This window comes from Mesorhizobium sp. B2-4-13, from assembly GCF_006658535.1.
GTDB lineage: Bacteria > Pseudomonadota > Alphaproteobacteria > Rhizobiales > Rhizobiaceae > Mesorhizobium > Mesorhizobium australicum.
Genome location: NZ_VFVB01000002.1, coordinates 569,821 through 585,028, shown reverse-complemented (window position 1 = coordinate 585,028; position 15,208 = coordinate 569,821). Strand labels below are relative to the sequence as shown.

13 protein-coding genes are annotated in these 15,208 nt (G+C 63.4%); all 13 read right to left on the bottom strand.

Going from position 1 to position 15,208, the window contains the following annotated elements:
* Positions 1 to 7 precede the first annotated feature (7 nt).
* On the bottom strand, positions 8 to 325 hold the full coding sequence (locus FJ936_RS06905; RefSeq protein ID WP_140793310.1) for a Dabb family protein: 318 nt from the start codon (positions 323 to 325) through the stop codon (positions 8 to 10).
* Between the two features lie 11 nt (positions 326 to 336).
* Positions 337 to 1,965, bottom strand: a complete 1,629-nt coding sequence (locus tag FJ936_RS06900; protein ID WP_140793312.1) for a choline dehydrogenase — start codon at positions 1,963 to 1,965, stop codon at positions 337 to 339.
* 12 nt (positions 1,966 to 1,977) lie between these two features.
* The gene (locus FJ936_RS06895) at positions 1,978 to 2,739 is read right to left on the bottom strand and encodes a 3-ketoacyl-ACP reductase (RefSeq protein ID WP_140793314.1); all 762 of its coding nucleotides are present in this window, start codon (positions 2,737 to 2,739) and stop codon (positions 1,978 to 1,980) included.
* Positions 2,740 to 2,944: 205 nt separating this feature from the next.
* Positions 2,945 to 4,462: a GMC family oxidoreductase gene (locus tag FJ936_RS06890; RefSeq protein WP_141906303.1), complete on the bottom strand. Its 1,518-nt coding sequence runs from the start codon at positions 4,460 to 4,462 to the stop codon at positions 2,945 to 2,947.
* A gap of 107 nt (positions 4,463 to 4,569) precedes the next feature.
* Positions 4,570 to 5,685, bottom strand: coding sequence for an ABC transporter ATP-binding protein (locus tag FJ936_RS06885; RefSeq protein WP_140619343.1), 1,116 nt, complete (start codon positions 5,683 to 5,685; stop codon positions 4,570 to 4,572).
* Positions 5,686 to 5,689: 4 nt separating this feature from the next.
* Positions 5,690 to 6,634, bottom strand: a complete 945-nt coding sequence (locus FJ936_RS06880) for a carbohydrate ABC transporter permease (RefSeq protein ID WP_140713381.1) — start codon at positions 6,632 to 6,634, stop codon at positions 5,690 to 5,692.
* Entirely contained in the window at positions 6,631 to 7,581 is a 951-nt protein-coding gene (locus tag FJ936_RS06875) for a sugar ABC transporter permease (protein WP_015315823.1), read from the bottom strand. The genes FJ936_RS06880 and FJ936_RS06875 overlap by 4 nt, the downstream gene beginning before the upstream one ends.
* Positions 7,582 to 7,669: 88 nt before the next feature.
* The gene (locus FJ936_RS06870; RefSeq protein ID WP_140789006.1) at positions 7,670 to 8,923 is read right to left on the bottom strand and encodes an ABC transporter substrate-binding protein; all 1,254 of its coding nucleotides are present in this window, start codon (positions 8,921 to 8,923) and stop codon (positions 7,670 to 7,672) included.
* 58 nt (positions 8,924 to 8,981) lie between these two features.
* Entirely contained in the window at positions 8,982 to 10,493 is a 1,512-nt protein-coding gene (locus FJ936_RS06865; RefSeq protein ID WP_141906302.1) for an aldehyde dehydrogenase family protein, read from the bottom strand.
* 17 nt (positions 10,494 to 10,510) lie between these two features.
* Positions 10,511 to 11,287: an enoyl-CoA hydratase/isomerase family protein gene (locus FJ936_RS06860; protein WP_140789010.1), complete on the bottom strand. Its 777-nt coding sequence runs from the start codon at positions 11,285 to 11,287 to the stop codon at positions 10,511 to 10,513.
* Positions 11,280 to 12,881 carry an acyl CoA:acetate/3-ketoacid CoA transferase gene (locus tag FJ936_RS06855; RefSeq protein ID WP_140789012.1) on the bottom strand — a complete coding sequence of 534 codons (1,602 nt, stop codon included), beginning with the start codon at positions 12,879 to 12,881 and terminating at the stop codon, positions 11,280 to 11,282. Before FJ936_RS06855 ends, FJ936_RS06860 begins: the two co-directional genes overlap by 8 nt.
* Positions 12,878 to 13,894 (bottom strand): Gfo/Idh/MocA family oxidoreductase, encoded by a 1,017-nt coding sequence (locus FJ936_RS06850; RefSeq protein WP_140789014.1) that lies wholly within the window; start codon positions 13,892 to 13,894, stop codon positions 12,878 to 12,880. Before FJ936_RS06850 ends, FJ936_RS06855 begins: the two co-directional genes overlap by 4 nt.
* Complete coding sequence (locus FJ936_RS06845; protein WP_141906301.1) at positions 13,891 to 14,949, bottom strand: LacI family DNA-binding transcriptional regulator; 1,059 nt, start codon at positions 14,947 to 14,949, stop codon at positions 13,891 to 13,893. The genes FJ936_RS06850 and FJ936_RS06845 overlap by 4 nt, the downstream gene beginning before the upstream one ends.
* Positions 14,950 to 15,208 lie beyond the last annotated feature (259 nt).

Here is a 15,208-nt window from a genome sequence, read left to right as displayed (position 1 = left end):
CCGGCGGTCACTTTTTCGTAAGATCGAGATCGAAGACCATCAGTCCGTCCGTGCCGCCTTCGAGAGCCGCGACCAGGCGAGCGCCGGCACGCTGATGCGCTTCATGGACGAGATAGGCGTCGCGCGCCGCGGCATCGCGGAAATCGATGGTGAAGCCATGGGTGAACCCGCGCGCGAAAGGCTCTGGGCTGACATTGGTGCTGAACTGGACGGTGTCCATGCCTTCGACCACCTGTCGCAACGCCTCGAGGCCGGCGTGGATGGCCGTGCGCTCGGTCGACGACACATCGCTACGAAATCTGGCGAAAACGCAGTGCCTGATCATTTTACCACTCCTTAAGCAGCACGATTGCCGGAAAACACCGCCGGCGGCAGCGGCTCGCGGCCGAGGATCAGGTCGGCACCCTTTTCGCCGACCATGATCGTCGGCGCATTGGTGTTGGAGGAAGGCACGCGCGGCATCACAGACGCATCGCAGACGCGCAGCCCTTCGATGCCGCGCAGTCTCAGGTCCGGCGTCACCACCGCCATCTCATCATGGCCCATGCGGCAGGTGCCGACAGGATGGTGATCGGTCTTGGAGGTGCGGCAGGCATAGTCGATCAGCTCATCGTCGCTGGCGAGCGACGGGCCGGGCAGCACCTCGCGCAGCACGTAAGGGGCAAGCGCCTTCTGCCGCATGATCTCGCGCGCCAGCCGCAGCCCTCTCAGCGACATGTCGCGGTCATAAGGATCGGACCAGTAGTTGGGGTCGATCAGCGGGTGGTCGGCGGGATCAGCGCTTTTCAGCCGCACCGTGCCGCGTGAGCGCGGGCGCAGGAAGGCCGAGTTCAAGGTGACGCCCGGGTTTTTCAGCTTCTCGACGCCAGCCTCGATGCCGGAGCCAAGACCCAGATGGAACTGGATATCGGGCGAGGCGGCGGTCGGGTCGGCATACCAGAAGCCGCCGGTCTCGAACAGGCTGGAAGCCACCGGCCCCTTCTTCAACAGCAGATATTGCAGGCCAGCCCAGGCCGTGCGGTGCAGCTTGGCGTAATTGTCATAGGTGTGGTCGCCGGTGCATTCGGCGATGACGAACAGGTCGAGATGGTCCTGCATGTTGGAGCCGACGCCGGGCAGGTCATGCATCGGCGTGACGCCGACCGATTTCAGATGGTCGGCCGGGCCGATGCCCGACTGCATCAAAAGCTTAGGCGAACCGATGGCGCCGGACGAGACGATCACCTCGCGGTCGGCGCGCAGGATTTTTGTCTCGCCGCCCGGCCTGTCGACCACCTCGACGCCGATGGCGCGACCGTTCTCGACGACGATGCGGGTGACCAGTACGTCGGTCCTGACGGTGAGGTTCTTGCGAGCGCGGATCGGCCTGAGATAGGCGACCGAGGCGGAGGAGCGCCGGGCATCCTTCTGGGTCAGCTGGTAATAGCCGACGCCTTCTTGGGCAGCGCCGTTGAAATCCGGATTGAAGGGAATGCCCATCTCCTGGCCGGCGCGGAAATAGGCTTCGCAGATCGGCAGCGGCGCAATCGGGTTCGAGACGCCGAGCGGGCCCTGGTCGCCGTGGAAATCGTTGGCGTAGCGCTGGTTGTTTTCGGCCCGTTTGAAATAGGGCAGCACGTCGCGGTAGCCCCAGCCGGCCAGCCCTTCCTCCTTCTCCCAGGCGTCGTAGTCGCGCGCATTACCGCGCGTGTAGATCTGGGCGTTGATTGAGGAGCCGCCGCCGACCACCTTGGCCTGCGTGTACCAAAAGACGCGGTCGTTCATGTTTCTCTGCGGCACCGTCGACCAGCCCCAGGACGCAATGCCCTTGGTCATCTTGGCAAAGCCCGCCGGCATGTGGATATAGGGATGCCAATCCTTGCCACCGGCTTCGAGCAGCAGCACGGAATTGGAGGGATCCTCGCTCAGCCGGTTGGCCAGCACGCAGCCGGCAGGGCCGGCGCCCACGATGATGTAGTCGGTCATTGTCTCATCCGTTCATAGCCGAGGCACGGAAAGCGCGCCGTCGACATTGATGATCGAGCCGGTCGAAAAGCCCAGTCTCCCGGCAGCGAGCGCGGCCACCATGGCGCCGATGTCGGACGCTTCGCCCCAGCGTTTCGCCGGCACCAGGCCGCTGTCTATCAAAGCGTCGTATTTGGCGGTCACGCCCGCCGTCATGTCGGTGCGGATAATGCCCGGCCGCAGCTCGAACACGCCGATTTTTTCCGGGGCGAGCCTGAGCGCCAGATTCTTCACCCACATCGAAAGCCCTGCCTTCGACATGCAATATTCGGAGCGTTCCGGCGAGGCCATCTCGGCGCTGACCGAGGTGATGGTGATGATCGATTTCGCTTCATCGCTGGGCTGGCGGAGCATCGCCTTGGCGACCGCCTGGCTGAGAAAGACGGTGCCCCGCAGGTTGACGCCGATCGCGCGGTCGAAATTGTCGGGTTTGAGGTCGAGCAGGTCGCCCCGCACCACGGCGCCGACGCCGGCATTGTTGACCAGGCAATCGATGCGGCCGAAGGCGCGCATGGCGGTTTCGACCAAGGCGGCGTGGCTGGAAAGATCGGCGATGTCGCAGCTGACATAGGCGAATTTGGCGCCGCGTTTGGCGACGTCTTGCGCAAGCTCGTCAGCGGGTTTCGCGGCAACATCGGCGACAAGGATGTCAAAGCCGGCATCAGCGAGTGCCTGAGCGCAGGCAAGACCAATTCCGCGCGCGCCGCCGGTGACGATGGCTGCGGGGCGGGTCATCGGATACTCATCCTTATGTTAGCGCCGCCCCTCATCGCCCTGCCGGGCACTTCTCCCCGTATAGTGACGGGGAGAAGGACGCTGTTATCGCCTGCTTCACCATGCGCCAGCATTGCAGAAAAAGCGCCGAGATTGCGGCCAGCGTGCTTCTCCCCGTTTACGGGGAGAAGGTGCCGGCAGGCGGATGAGGGGCGGCGCTGACCGATCATGCGGCGAGCTCCGTCTTGCGGATGTGTTCGGCGACACGCAGCGCCTGGGCGGCGATCGACAGCGCCGGGTTCACGGCGGCCGAGTTTGGCAGAAAACCGGCGTCGACGACGAACAGGTTCCGGTGATCGAAGGCACGGCAGAACGGATCGAGCGGCGACGTCGCCGGATCCTCTCCGATTTTCACCGTCCCGCACTGGTGCGAGGGCGTGCGTTTGTCGAAAGGGCGCGACAGCACCAGGGGATAACCGCAGGCGCGAAAATTCTCGCGCATCACCTTGGTCAGCCCGTCGAGCGACTGCATATTGGAGCGCCGCCATTGCATAACGATGTCCTTGCCGTCGACCATGATGCGGCTTTCGGGGTCGGGCAGGTCCTCGCACATCAGGTACCAGTCGACCGCATGGCCGGCCATGAAATCGAGCGCGAATTTCGGCACTCGTTTCACATTGGCCTTGAGCATGTTGCCGTCGATCTTGCCGAGAAGCTGGACATTGCCGAGCGGTTTGCCGCCCTTGCCGTCGGAGAGGTAATAATCGTTGAGCATCAGCGTCTTCTGGTAGACGGCATCGTTCCGGCGGCGCGGATCGATCGCCAGCATGGCGCTCGAATTGTGGTTCATGAAGTTGCGGCCGACCTGGTCGGAGCGGTTGGCCAGGCCCTTGCCGCCCCCCTTGCCATTGCTGGGTGAGGGCGAGCGCAGCAGGATGACCGCTGAATTGACCGCGCCGGCCGACAGGATAACCAGTTTTGGCGACAGCTTTTTCAGCTCGCCGCTCTGGCGGTAATGAACCGCTGATACGGTTTTACCGTCCGGAGCAGTCTCGAGATATTCGACATGGGCGCCGGTTTCGAGCTTGATGTTAGGATCGTTCAGTGCCGCCGCCAGCGGTGCGGTCTGGGCGTCCATCTTTCCCTGGCCAGTGTTCGGAAAAGCGTCCCAGCCGGTCCTGCCTTCCCTGAGCCAGGTGCCGATATCGACGCCAAGCGGCAGCGAGGCCGGATGCAGGCCCAGCCCCTTGAGCTCGGCGCGGGCACGGGCGATCGGCGCCTCGTCCGGCACTGGCTTGTAGGAATAGGGGATCGAGTGGAACGGCTCGGTCGGATCCTCGCCGAGCGTGCCGCGCACGCGGAACAGCTGCTCTGCCCTGGAATACCAAGGCTCGAATTCGTCATAGGAAAACGGCCAGGCCGGCGAGACGCCGCCGAAGTGCTCCATGGCGGAGAAATCCTCTTTGCGGTAGCGGATCAGCACCGCGCCGAAGAATTTCGAATTGCCGCCGACATAGTAGTAATTGCCCGGGTTGAATGCGGCGCCACCGGCCTCGCGCCACATCTCCTTCGGCCGGTAGTGGCCATCAACGAAAATCGAGCGCGTGTCGCGTGCATGCGGCGTTGCCGGCAGCGGCTCGCCGCGTTCCAGCATCAGGATCGAGGCGCCGCTGCCGGCTAAGCCGGAGGCGATCGTGGCGCCGCCGATGCCGGAGCCGATGATGACGATATCCGGGTTTGTCATGGCCTAAAGCGCGCCGCTTTTGAATGGACACATGCGACGCGCTTTAGGTCTATTGTCTTGATGCATGTCGTTGCCCCAAAACCGGACCCACTTTTGGGCGACGCACATCAGCGGATACGGCTCTCGGTCGCCGGATCGAAGAACACCGCCTTGGTCAGGTTGAAGGCGAGCGGCGTGTTGGTGCCGGGCTGGATGTTGGCATCTGCGCGCAGCCGCGCCACCACGCCTTTGCCGCCGAGGTTGGTGACGGCGAAGGTATCGGAACCGGCCGGCTCCACCACCTCGATATGGCAATCGGCGGTGGCGATTTGCGAGGCGTTGCGCTCCGCGCCTTCCGGATCGGTGAGCGCCTCGGGGCGAACGCCGAAGATGACCGGCTTGCCCTTGAACGCCGACAATCCGGCCGGGGCGTTGGCCATCGGCAGAGTGATCGGCTGGCGTGCCTCGCGATCGAGCACGACGGCCAGGTCGCTGCCATTGCCGTCGATGGTCGCCGGGATCAGGTTCATCGCCGGCGAACCCATGAAGTCGGCGACGAAGACATTGCTGGGGTTGTTGTAGATCTCGGCCGGCGTGCCGAATTGCTGCACCTCGCCATCGCGCATGACGGCGATTTTGGTCGCCAGCGTCATCGCCTCGATCTGGTCGTGGGTGACATAGACGATGGTTGTGCCGGTGGTGGCATGCAGGCGCTTGATCTCGATGCGCATGTCGACGCGCAGCTTGGCGTCGAGGTTGGACAGCGGCTCGTCGAAAAGGAACAGCTTGGGGTCGCGCACCAGCGCCCGGCCCATGGCGACGCGCTGGCGCTGGCCGCCCGAAAGCTGGCTCGGCTTGCGGTTCAGCAGATGGCCGATCTGCAGCACCTTGGCCACCTTGTCGATCGCCTTCTGGCGTTCGTCGGCCGGCACGCCGCGCATCTCCATGCCGAAGGAGATGTTCCCGGCGACCGTCATGTTCGGGTAGAGCGCGTAGCTCTGGAATACCATGGCGATGTCGCGCTTGGACGGGTGCAGATCTGTGATGGTGCGGCCATCGACGCGGATATCGCCGGAGGTGATGGTCTCCAGTCCGGCGATGGTGTTGAGCAAAGTGGACTTGCCGCAGCCGGAAGGACCGACCAGCACCAGGAAGCCGCCCTTTTCCAGTTCGAGATTGATCCCCTTCAGGATCTCGACCTGGCCGAAACGCTTCCTCAGACCATCAATTTCCAGAAAAGCCATTGGGTTATCCTTTGACCGCGCCCGCCATCAGGCCACGCACGAAATAGCGGCCGGCGAGCACGTAGACGAGAAGGGTGGGCAGTGCCGCGATCATCGCGGCCGCCATGTTGACGTTGTATTCGACGACGCCTGTCGAGGTGTTGACGACGTTGTTGAGCGCCACCGTCATCGGCATGGCGTCGCCGGTGCCGGCATAGGCGGAGGCGAACAGGAAGTCGTTCCAGATGTTCGTGAACTGATAGATGACGGTGACGACGAAGATCGGCATCGAATTCGGCAGCATGATGCGCCGAAAGATCTGGAAGAAGGAGGCGCCGTCGACCTGCGCGGCCTTGACCAGTTCGGTCGGGAACGCCTCGTAATAGTTGCGGAAGAACAGCGTGGTGAAGCCGATGCCGTAGACGACGTGGACGAACACCAGGTTCACCGTCGGGTTGCCGAGGCCGAAGCTGGTTCCGACCGTGTTCTGCAGCGACACGCCGAACCGTCCGAGGCTGCCCAGGATCGTCGCCATCGGCAACAGTACCGACTGGAACGGGATGAAGCAGGCAAACAGCATCAGCCCGAACACCAGGGTCGCGCCGCGAAAACGCCATTTGGTCAGCACGTAGCCATTGAGCGCGCCGAGCATGGTCGAGATCAGCACGGCCGGAACCACCATCTTTATGGAGTTCCAGAAATAGCCCTTGATGCCGGCGCAGGTGAGGCCTACGCAGGTCTCACCCCAGGCCTTCAGCCAGGGGTCGAAGGTCGGCGCCTTTGGCAGCGCCAGCATGTTGCCGTTCTGGATCTCGTCCATGGTCTTGAACGAGGTCACCAGCATGACGAACAGCGGCATCAGGTAGAACAGCGCGAACAGCGCCAGAAGCCCGTAGATGACGATGCGGTTGACAATCTTGACGTTGACGCCGCCGCTGGCCCGGCGGGCGGGAGTGGTCACGGCGCTCATCGCGATTTCTCCCTAAGTTCGGAATAGAGATAGGGCACGATGATGGCGACGATGGTCATCAGCATGATCACGGCGCTTGCCGAACCGACCGCCATTTCGTTGCGCTTGAAGGTGTATTCATACATGAAGTTGGACGGCAGCCAGGCCGAGCCGCCGGGGCCGCCGCTGGTCAGTGCCACGACCAGGTCGTAGGATTTGATGGCTAGGTGCGCGAGCACGATGAAGGCCGACAGGAAGATCGGCCGCAAGAGCGGAATGACGATGCGGCGATAGAGCTGGAAGGTGGTGGCGCCGTCGATCTGCGCCGCCTTCATGATCTCGCCGTCAATACCGCGCAGGCCGGCCAGGAACATCGCCATGATGAAGCCGGAGGCCTGCCAGACGCCGGCGATGACCACGGTGTAGATGACGAAATCCTTGTTCTTGATCCAGTCGAAATGGAAGCTCGTCCAGCCCCATTGATGCAGCGTCTGTTCAAGACCGAGGCCGGGGTCGAGGAACCATTTCCAGGCAACGCCGGTGACGATGAAGGAGAGCGCCATCGGATAGAGGTAGATGGGGCGCAAAACGCCTTCGCCGCGAATCTTCTGATCGAGCAGGATGGCCAGGAACAGGCCGAGCGCCAGGCAGATCAAGATGTAGAGAAAACCGAAAATGCCCATATTGGTGATCGACGTGTACCAGCTCGATGGCGGGTCGGTGTCGAAGGTCCAGCCCCACAATCGCTGATAGGCGCGTGCGCCTGTTATGGCATAGGACGGGAAGGTCTTGGAGTTGGTGAAGGACAGATAGATCGTCCACAGGATGAAGCCGTAGACGAAGACGATGGTGATGGCGAAGCTCGGCGCCAGCACGATCTTGGGCAAGGCATCCTGCAGGCGCGAGCGCACCGAGGTGCGCGACCGCTCCGGCGTCAGCTTGATCTGGGTTGTCGCTACACTGCTCATGGGGTTCCTCCCGTCGGCATCCGGCCGATCGGCCTCACGGACCGGAAACCTTCCCCGCCGGAGCGGGGAAGGTGTTTGTGGCCGGCGCTTACTTGGCGTCGTCGATCGCCTTGACCAGTTCGGTCACGGCTTCGTCCGAGGTCTTGATCTGACCGTGGACAAACTTCGAGATGACGTCCTTGTAGGCATTGGCGACAGCCGGAGGCGCGCCATAGCCCTGGGCCAGCGAGCCGAACAGCGTGCCGCCTTCATTGGCCTTCTTCAGGTCGGCGATACCCTTCTTGCCGCAAGCGTCGAAGTCGGTGTCAGGCACGTCGGTGCGGGCCGGAACCGAACCCTTGACGACGTTGAAGGCCGACTGGAAGCTCTTCGACAAGGTGGCGGTGGCCAGAGCGATCTGGGCGGCCTTGCGGTCGTCCGGAACGTTGAACATGCCGAACATGTCGGAGTTGTAGATCACCGAGCCGTCGGTGCCCGGGAAGCGATAGCAGAGGAAGTCCGTACCCGGTGTCTTGTTGGCGGCGTGGAACTCGCCCTTGGCCCAGTCGCCCATGACCTGCACCAGCGCATCGCCCTTGATGACCATCGCGGTGGCCAGGTTCCAGTCGCGGCCAGAGAAGTTCGGGTCGACATAGGTGACGAGCTTGGCCAGATTGTCGAACGACTTCTTCATCGTGTCGGACTTGAGCGACGCGTCGTCGAGGTCGTTCATCGCCTTCTTGTAGAACTCAGGTCCGCCGGTCGACAGCACGACGGAATCGAACATGGTCGCTTCCTGCCAGTTCTGGCCACCAAGCGCGAGCGGGGTGACCCCAGCCGCCTTGGCCTTGTCGAGCAGGGCGATGAAATCGTCGAAGGTCTTAGGCTCGGTGCCGCCGATCTTGTCCATCACCGCCTTGTTGATCCACAGCCAGTTGACGGAGTGGACGTTGACCGGAGCGGCAACCCACTTGCCGTCATAGACGGAGAACTTCTGCAGCGCGGCCGGAACCGACTTGTCCCAGCCTTCCTTCTTCGCCGTCTCTGTGAGGTCGCCCATCACGCCGGCAGCGGCATAGTCGAGCACGGTGTAGCCGAGCATCTGCGAGGCGGTCGGATAGTTGCCGGCCGCGACCATCGCCTTCAGCGCGGTCATGGCGGCATCGCCGCCGCCGCCGGCCACGGGAACGTCCTTCCAGGCATAGCCTTCCTTGGCCAGATCGCCCTTGAGCACGTTGAGAGCAGCTGCTTCGCCGCCCGACGTCCACCAATGCAGCATCTGCACTTCCTTGACGTCCTCGGCATGGGCCGCGAAAGCCAGGCCCGAAGCGAGCGCCGTTCCGATAAGCAGTTTGCGCAACATGTACTTCCTCCCTTGTTGCATTACACGACCGGTGGCAGCCCACCGGGTTCTTCCCAACTCAGCCGACCCACCAACCGGTGCGCTGGCCGCGATGAAACTGGATTGTCTTTTCCTCTGTATAGTCCTCAACAGCGCGCTTGCCGAGTTCGCGGCCCAGGCCCGACTGCTTGTAGCCGCCGAACGGCAGTTCTGGATAACCTTCCATGAACGTGTTCACCCAGACAGTCCCCGAACGCACGCCCCGCGCCACCGACATGCAGGTGTCGATGCAGGCGCTCCACACACCCGCCGACAGACCATAGGGCGTGTTGTTGGCGATGCGCAACGCCTTTTCAATCGATTCAAAAGTCAGTACCGAGAGCACCGGCCCGAACACTTCCTCGCGCGCGACCGTCATGTTTTCGGTGACGTTGCGTAAGATCGTCGGATCGAGATATTGGCCGGCATTGGAAGGGCGTTGCCCGCCGCCGCTGTAGATACTGCCGCCTTCACTAGCGGCAGCCGCGACGTAACCCGTCACCTTGGCCAGATGGTCGGACGAAATCATCGCGCCGACCTTGGTTAGGTCATCGAGCGGATCGCCCACGGTTACCCTGGCGGTCAATGCCTTCACGGCGCCCAGGAAGTCGTCGGCGATCGCCTCATGCACGATTAGCCGGCTGCCGGCATTGCAGCACTCGCCGGCGTTGAAGAAGCCGCCGAATACCGCAGCATCGGCAGCGGCTTTAAGATCGGCATCGGGGAAGACGATCTGGCCGTTCTTGCCGCCGAGTTCCATCGAAACCTTCTTAAGGGAATTCGAGGCCGCAGCCATGGTCATCTTGCCGACACGAGTGGAACCGGTGAACGAAACCATCTCGACCAGGGGATGGCTGACCATCGGCGCGCCGACATCGGCGCCGAGACCGGCGAGGATATTGACGACGCCAGCGGGAACGCCGGCTTCCAACAGAATATCGCCAAGCACGAAGGTCGAGGCCGACGTCATTTCACTTGGCTTGACCACGGCCGTGCAGCCGGCGGCGAGCGCGAAAGGCAGTTTCTGGCTGACGATGAGGAACGGGAAATTCCACGGCGTGATGATCGAGACGACGCCGATCGGCTCACGCAGGACGACGCCCAGCATGGCATCGCCGAGATTGGCGTAGCTTTCGCCGTGCAACGTGCGGGCCAGTGAGGCGGCATAGCGCCAGATGTCGACGGCGCCGCCGATCTCGCCGCGCGCCTGGGCGATCGGCTTGCCGGATTCCAGCGCATCGAGCCGGGCGATGTCTTCCAGCCGGATCTCGATCAGGTCGGCTGCCTTAAGCAGGATCGCGGCGCGTTCGGACGCTTGCATGCGCGGCCAGGGGCCGGTCTCGAAGGCCCTGTGCGCCGCCTGCACCGCGGCTTCCACTTCGGCGGCACCCGCCTGAGCATAGTGTGAAACCATGAAGCCGTGGCCGGGGCTCTTGCGTTCCAGCATGCGGCCATCGCGGGCATCGACATGCTTGCCGTCGATCAGAAGCTTGTATGCCTTGGGGGCCACGGAGGCCTCGGCAGGCATGGAAATCTTCAGAGGTGCATTCATGTGATTTCCACTCTGTCCTACGAACGCGAAAACACGGGCTTCTGCTTGGTCTTGAAGGAGCCGACGCCGGCCTTGAGATCGCCGGTGAGCGCCATGAAGCCGCTGGCCAAGGCTTCTGTTGCAGCGGCACTTTCCTCGCCTTCCGCCACCGCAATCATCAGCTTGGCGGCTTCGGTGGCCAGCGGTCCGCGTTCGGCGATTTTTTCAGCCCAGATCCTGGCTTCATCCGACGCCTTGCCGGTTTCGACGACGCGGTCGACGATACCCAGCGCAAGCGCTTCCGGCGCCAGGAAAATCTCGCCACCGACAGCCATTCGACGCACCGTCTGGGCGCCGAAGCGACGCACCGCGCGCTGCGTGCCGGACCAGCCGGGGACAACGCCGATCGAGGTCTCGGGGAAGCCGAGCTTCACCTGCGTTTCCGCGACGCGGAAATCACAAGCCACAGCCAGTTCCAGCCCGCCGCCGAGCGCATGACCGGACAGAACGGCGATGGTCGGTTGCCGCAGCCGCGCCAGCCGGTCGAAGACACGGTGGCCGTAGCGCACCCATTGCACCTGGAAATCGGCGGCGCTCATGCTCCCCCAGGCCTCGACGTCGCCGCCGGCGCAAAACCCCTTGCCTTGGCCGCATATGAGGACGACGCGGACCTCCTGAGCGCTTTCCGCCTCGTCCAGCGCCGCTTCCAGCGCGCGCAGCATCGGGATATCGAGCGCGTTGAATTTTTCCGGACGGCGCAAGGTGACAATGCCGATCGCGCCATCCTGCTCGAAGGTGACGAGATGCTCAGCCATGCGCGCCTCCGAGCAAGGCGCCGCCATTGAGCGACAGGCCGACCGGCCGATCCTGGTAGAGCGCCGCCGGCGTCACCTTGAGGTCGTTGGCTACATTGAGCGGGATCTCGGCCTGCGCCAGCACATCGCGCTCGAGGTCGATGCCCGGCGCCAGTTCCGTCACCATCAGCCCATCGGGCGTCAACTTCATGACGCAGCGCTCGGTGACATAGGTGATGTCCTGTCCCTGCGCGACGGCGCGCTTGCCGGAGAAGGAGATGTGCTCGACCTCCTCGACGACTTTCTTGACCTTGCCTTCCGCGTCGATGCGGATGCCGCCATTGGCGAGCGACAGCTTTGCTCCGGCATTGAAGAAGCCGGAAAAAACGATCTTCTTCGCCCGTGACGTGATGTCGACGAAGCCGCCGGCGCCGGCGGTGACATGCGGCCGCGCCGAAAGCCTGGACACGTTGACCGAGCCGTGGCGGTCGATCTGCAGGAAGGAGAGCAGCGAAGCGTCGAAGCCACCGGCCTGGAAATAGATGAACTGGTGCGGCGAGGGCATGATCGCCTCGGCGTTGGAGGCGCAGCCGAACTTGAAGTCGAGCAACGGCACGCCGCCGACCGCGCCCTGTTCGATCACCCAGGTGACCTTGCCGTGCTGGCCTTCTTCCAGAAGAATACGCGGCACGTTGGCCGAAATGCCGAAGCCGATGTTGACGGCCATGCCGTCGCGAAGCTCCATGGCGACCCGGCGCGCGATCACCTTTTGGACATTCATCTTGGCATTGCGGAAGCTCGACAGCGGCCGGAAGATCTCGCCGGAGATTGCGGGATCGTAGGGCGTCAGCGTCGTCTGCAACTGATCCGGCGCAATGACGATATGGTCGACCAGCACGCCCGGCACGCGCACATCATGCGGCTTCAACGTGCCGTTCTCGACGACGCGTTTGACCTGCGCGATGACGATGCCGCCATTGTTGCGGGCGGCGAGCGCCTGCTCCAGCCCGCCGAGATAGGCCCCCTCATGCTCGTAGGTAAGGTTGCCGCGCTCGTCAGCCGTGGTGGCACGGATGATCGAGACCTGCGGCACGATCGCGCGGAAGTAGAGCCATTCTTCGCCGTCGAATTGCTGCACCGACACGATCGGCTCGGCGGCGGCGGCGTTCATGGCGCAGCCCTGGTGGCGCGGGTCGGCGAAAGTGTCGAGGCCGACCTTGGTCAGCACGCCCGGTCGCTTGGCGGCGGCCTCTCGGTGCATGTCGAACAGGATGCCGGACGGCACGTTATAGGCGGCAACCGCATTGTCGCCGATCATCTTCCAGATTTGCGGCGGCTCGGCGGAGGAGGGACCTGACGGATAGGAGCCGCACAGCGTACGCTTCAAGAGGCCGGGCTTCGCCAGATGATCGATGCCCTTGATGCCATACATGTCGCCGGCGGCGATCGGGTGCAGCGTGGTGATATCCTTCGGATGGCCCTCGCCATCGAAGCGTTCGCCAATCGCGGCGAGCACCGCGTCCGGACAGCCGAGGCCGCTCGACGAGGACACCGAGACGACCATGCCGTCCTTGATCAGGCTGGCGGCCTGCGCCGATGAGACGACCTTGCTCAATTCATGCTCCCGAGTTTCGGGTCGATCTTGACGGTCCTGCCGGAAGCCGCCGATTGCAATGCCGCCTCGGCCGAGGCGAGCGACCAGATGCCGTCCTCGCCGGTGGCGGAAGGCTGGCCCTCGCCACGGACCGCGGCATGGAACCCGCGTACCGACCTGGCGTAGAGGTCCTCGCGGTCGAAGCTCAACTGTTCTTCGCCGCTGGCTGTGCGCAGGAGGACCGAGCCGGCCGGCTTCTGCGTCATCACATCGCGGGCGATGAGCGAGCCCTGCGAGCCGTGCACCTCGAAGCCGGTGTCGGCAAACCTGGTGGTGAATCCCTCATGCGATTGCGCGATAAGGCCCGATTTGAAGCGCCAGACGCACATGGCGCCATCTTCCAGCCCGCTGCCGGCCATGCCGGCGGATTGGGTGAAAGCGGAAACCTCGACTGGATCGTCGCCAAGCACGAAGCGCAGCGTGTCGGCATCGTGCACGGTGATATCGAGCACCACCCCGCCGCCCGCCTCGGGCCTGGCGATGCGCCAGCCCTGCAGGTTTTCGGGCAGGTAGACGGAATGGAAGACACGCGCGGCAATGGGGTTGCCGATGCGGCCTGCGGCAACGGCGTCGCGCATGGCACGGTGCGCGCCGGCATTGCGCAGATGATGATTGGTACCGAGCACGACGCCAGCCGCCTTGGCCGCAGCGACCATCTTGCGCGCGTCGTCGCTGGTCAGCGCCAGCGGCTTCTCGCACAGCACATGCTTTCCCGCCTTGGCGGCGGCCAGCGCCTGTTCGAAATGCAGTTCATTGGTGGTCGAGATGTAGACGGAGTCGATGTCGGATCCGAGCAAGGCATCGAGATTCGACACGGCGGCTGGAATGCTATTTTCCCTTGCATAGACCGTGGCGCGTTCGGGGTTGGAGCTCATCACCGCTGATATCTCGCCATCGGGTTGCGCGCGAATGGCGTCGATCATGAATTGCCGGGCGATCGTGCTGGCGCCGATCAGCCCCCACTTGACGCTCATGTCGCGGCTCCCGTTGCCGCGGGCCTTTTTCGCGTGCGGCGATCCGGGCCGCAGCTTTCCCTGACCACGAGATTGACAGCGCCGATATGATCCTCGGCCCGCGTGGTGCGCGACTGGATCATCTTGATCATGACATGGGCCGCGCGTTCGCCGAGACCGGCGGAGTCCACCGCTACGCTGGTCAGCGGCGGCATATAATGTTCGGCCTCGACCACATCGTCGAAGCCGACGACAGCGAAATCCGCGCCCGGCTCAAGTCCGCGCTTGCGCAGCGCCAGCATGACGCCAAAGGCAACGGCATCGTTGAAGCAAAGGGCCGCGCTTGGCGGCTCGGCCATTGCGAGCGACGTTTCCAGGCAGGCCATGCCGCCCTTGCGATTGGTCTCGCCCTCTATGATGAGCGCGTCGCGGACGTCGATGCCGAGCGTCTCGCAGGCCTCGCGAAAGCCGCCCAGGCGCTCATGATAGACGACGAGGTCGGACGAGCCGCCGAAGAACGCCAGGCGGCGATGCCCCTTGCCGACCAGATGCGAGGTCGCGAGATAGGCGCCCCGATGATTGTCGGGAGCAATCACCGGAATGCGGCTTTCAGGCAGCCGGCGCATGGCGAAAGCAATCGGCAGACCGGCTATTTCCAGCCGCCGGAACGCCCCTGGCGTCGTGCCGCGCGCCGGGGAAACGATGAGTCCGGCGACGCCCTGTTCCATCATAGACTTCAGCACTTCTTCCTGGCGCACCGGATTTTCGGCCGTGTTGGCGATGAAGGGCACGATGCCGGCCGACTGGAAGACCCGCTCCATGCCGACCGCCAGCTCGGCGAAGAACGGGTTGGTGAGGTCGTTGATGACCATGCCGATGACGTTGGAGTGGGCCTTGCGCAGATTGGCGGCGCCGCGGTTGTAGACATAGCCGACATCCTCGATCGCCTTGCGCACCTTGACCGCGGTTTCGGGGCGGATCAGGCCGCTGCCCTGGAGCACGAGTGACACGGTCGATTTGGACACGCCCGCTTCGCGGGCGATGTCGAAGATCGTCGCCTTCGCCCGGCTGGCCATCCAAATATCCTCCCCGGTTTTCAATCGAATTCTATTGGAACGTTCTAATCTTTGTTTCCTGGATGAGTCAATCGGGATTTTTCCCGATCAAAAAGAAGTCGTCATAGGTGGTCAAATAATAGGACATCCAAGGCCCTTAATAGGACATCCAAGGCCCTTCCGTTTGCAGTGCAGCATTGGCCTAGGCTGGCCAGTTCGAATCCTAAAGTTTCTTGATTTATTGGAACGTTCCATTTATATGGGCTGCGAAGGGAGACGT

Bases quoted from the DNA above. Each gene is read 5' to 3' on its own strand.
- FJ936_RS06900 (WP_140793312.1), bottom strand. From the start codon at position 1,965: ATGACCGACTACATCATCGTGGGCGCCGGCCCTGCCGGCTGCGTGCTG.
- FJ936_RS06905 (WP_140793310.1), bottom strand. From the start codon at position 325: ATGATCAGGCACTGCGTTTTCGCCAGATTTCGTAGCGATGTGTCGTCG.
- FJ936_RS06870 (WP_140789006.1), bottom strand. From the start codon at position 8,923: ATGTTGCGCAAACTGCTTATCGGAACGGCGCTCGCTTCGGGCCTGGCT.
- FJ936_RS06850 (WP_140789014.1), bottom strand. From the start codon at position 13,894: ATGAGCGTCAAGTGGGGGCTGATCGGCGCCAGCACGATCGCCCGGCAA.
- FJ936_RS06845 (WP_141906301.1), bottom strand. From the start codon at position 14,949: ATGGCCAGCCGGGCGAAGGCGACGATCTTCGACATCGCCCGCGAAGCG.
- FJ936_RS06895 (WP_140793314.1), bottom strand. From the start codon at position 2,739: ATGACCCGCCCCGCAGCCATCGTCACCGGCGGCGCGCGCGGAATTGGT.
- FJ936_RS06860 (WP_140789010.1), bottom strand. From the start codon at position 11,287: ATGGCTGAGCATCTCGTCACCTTCGAGCAGGATGGCGCGATCGGCATT.
- FJ936_RS06890 (WP_141906303.1), bottom strand. From the start codon at position 4,462: ATGACAAACCCGGATATCGTCATCATCGGCTCCGGCATCGGCGGCGCC.
- FJ936_RS06885 (WP_140619343.1), bottom strand. From the start codon at position 5,685: ATGGCTTTTCTGGAAATTGATGGTCTGAGGAAGCGTTTCGGCCAGGTC.
- FJ936_RS06880 (WP_140713381.1), bottom strand. From the start codon at position 6,634: ATGAGCGCCGTGACCACTCCCGCCCGCCGGGCCAGCGGCGGCGTCAAC.
- FJ936_RS06875 (WP_015315823.1), bottom strand. From the start codon at position 7,581: ATGAGCAGTGTAGCGACAACCCAGATCAAGCTGACGCCGGAGCGGTCG.
- FJ936_RS06865 (WP_141906302.1), bottom strand. From the start codon at position 10,493: ATGAATGCACCTCTGAAGATTTCCATGCCTGCCGAGGCCTCCGTGGCC.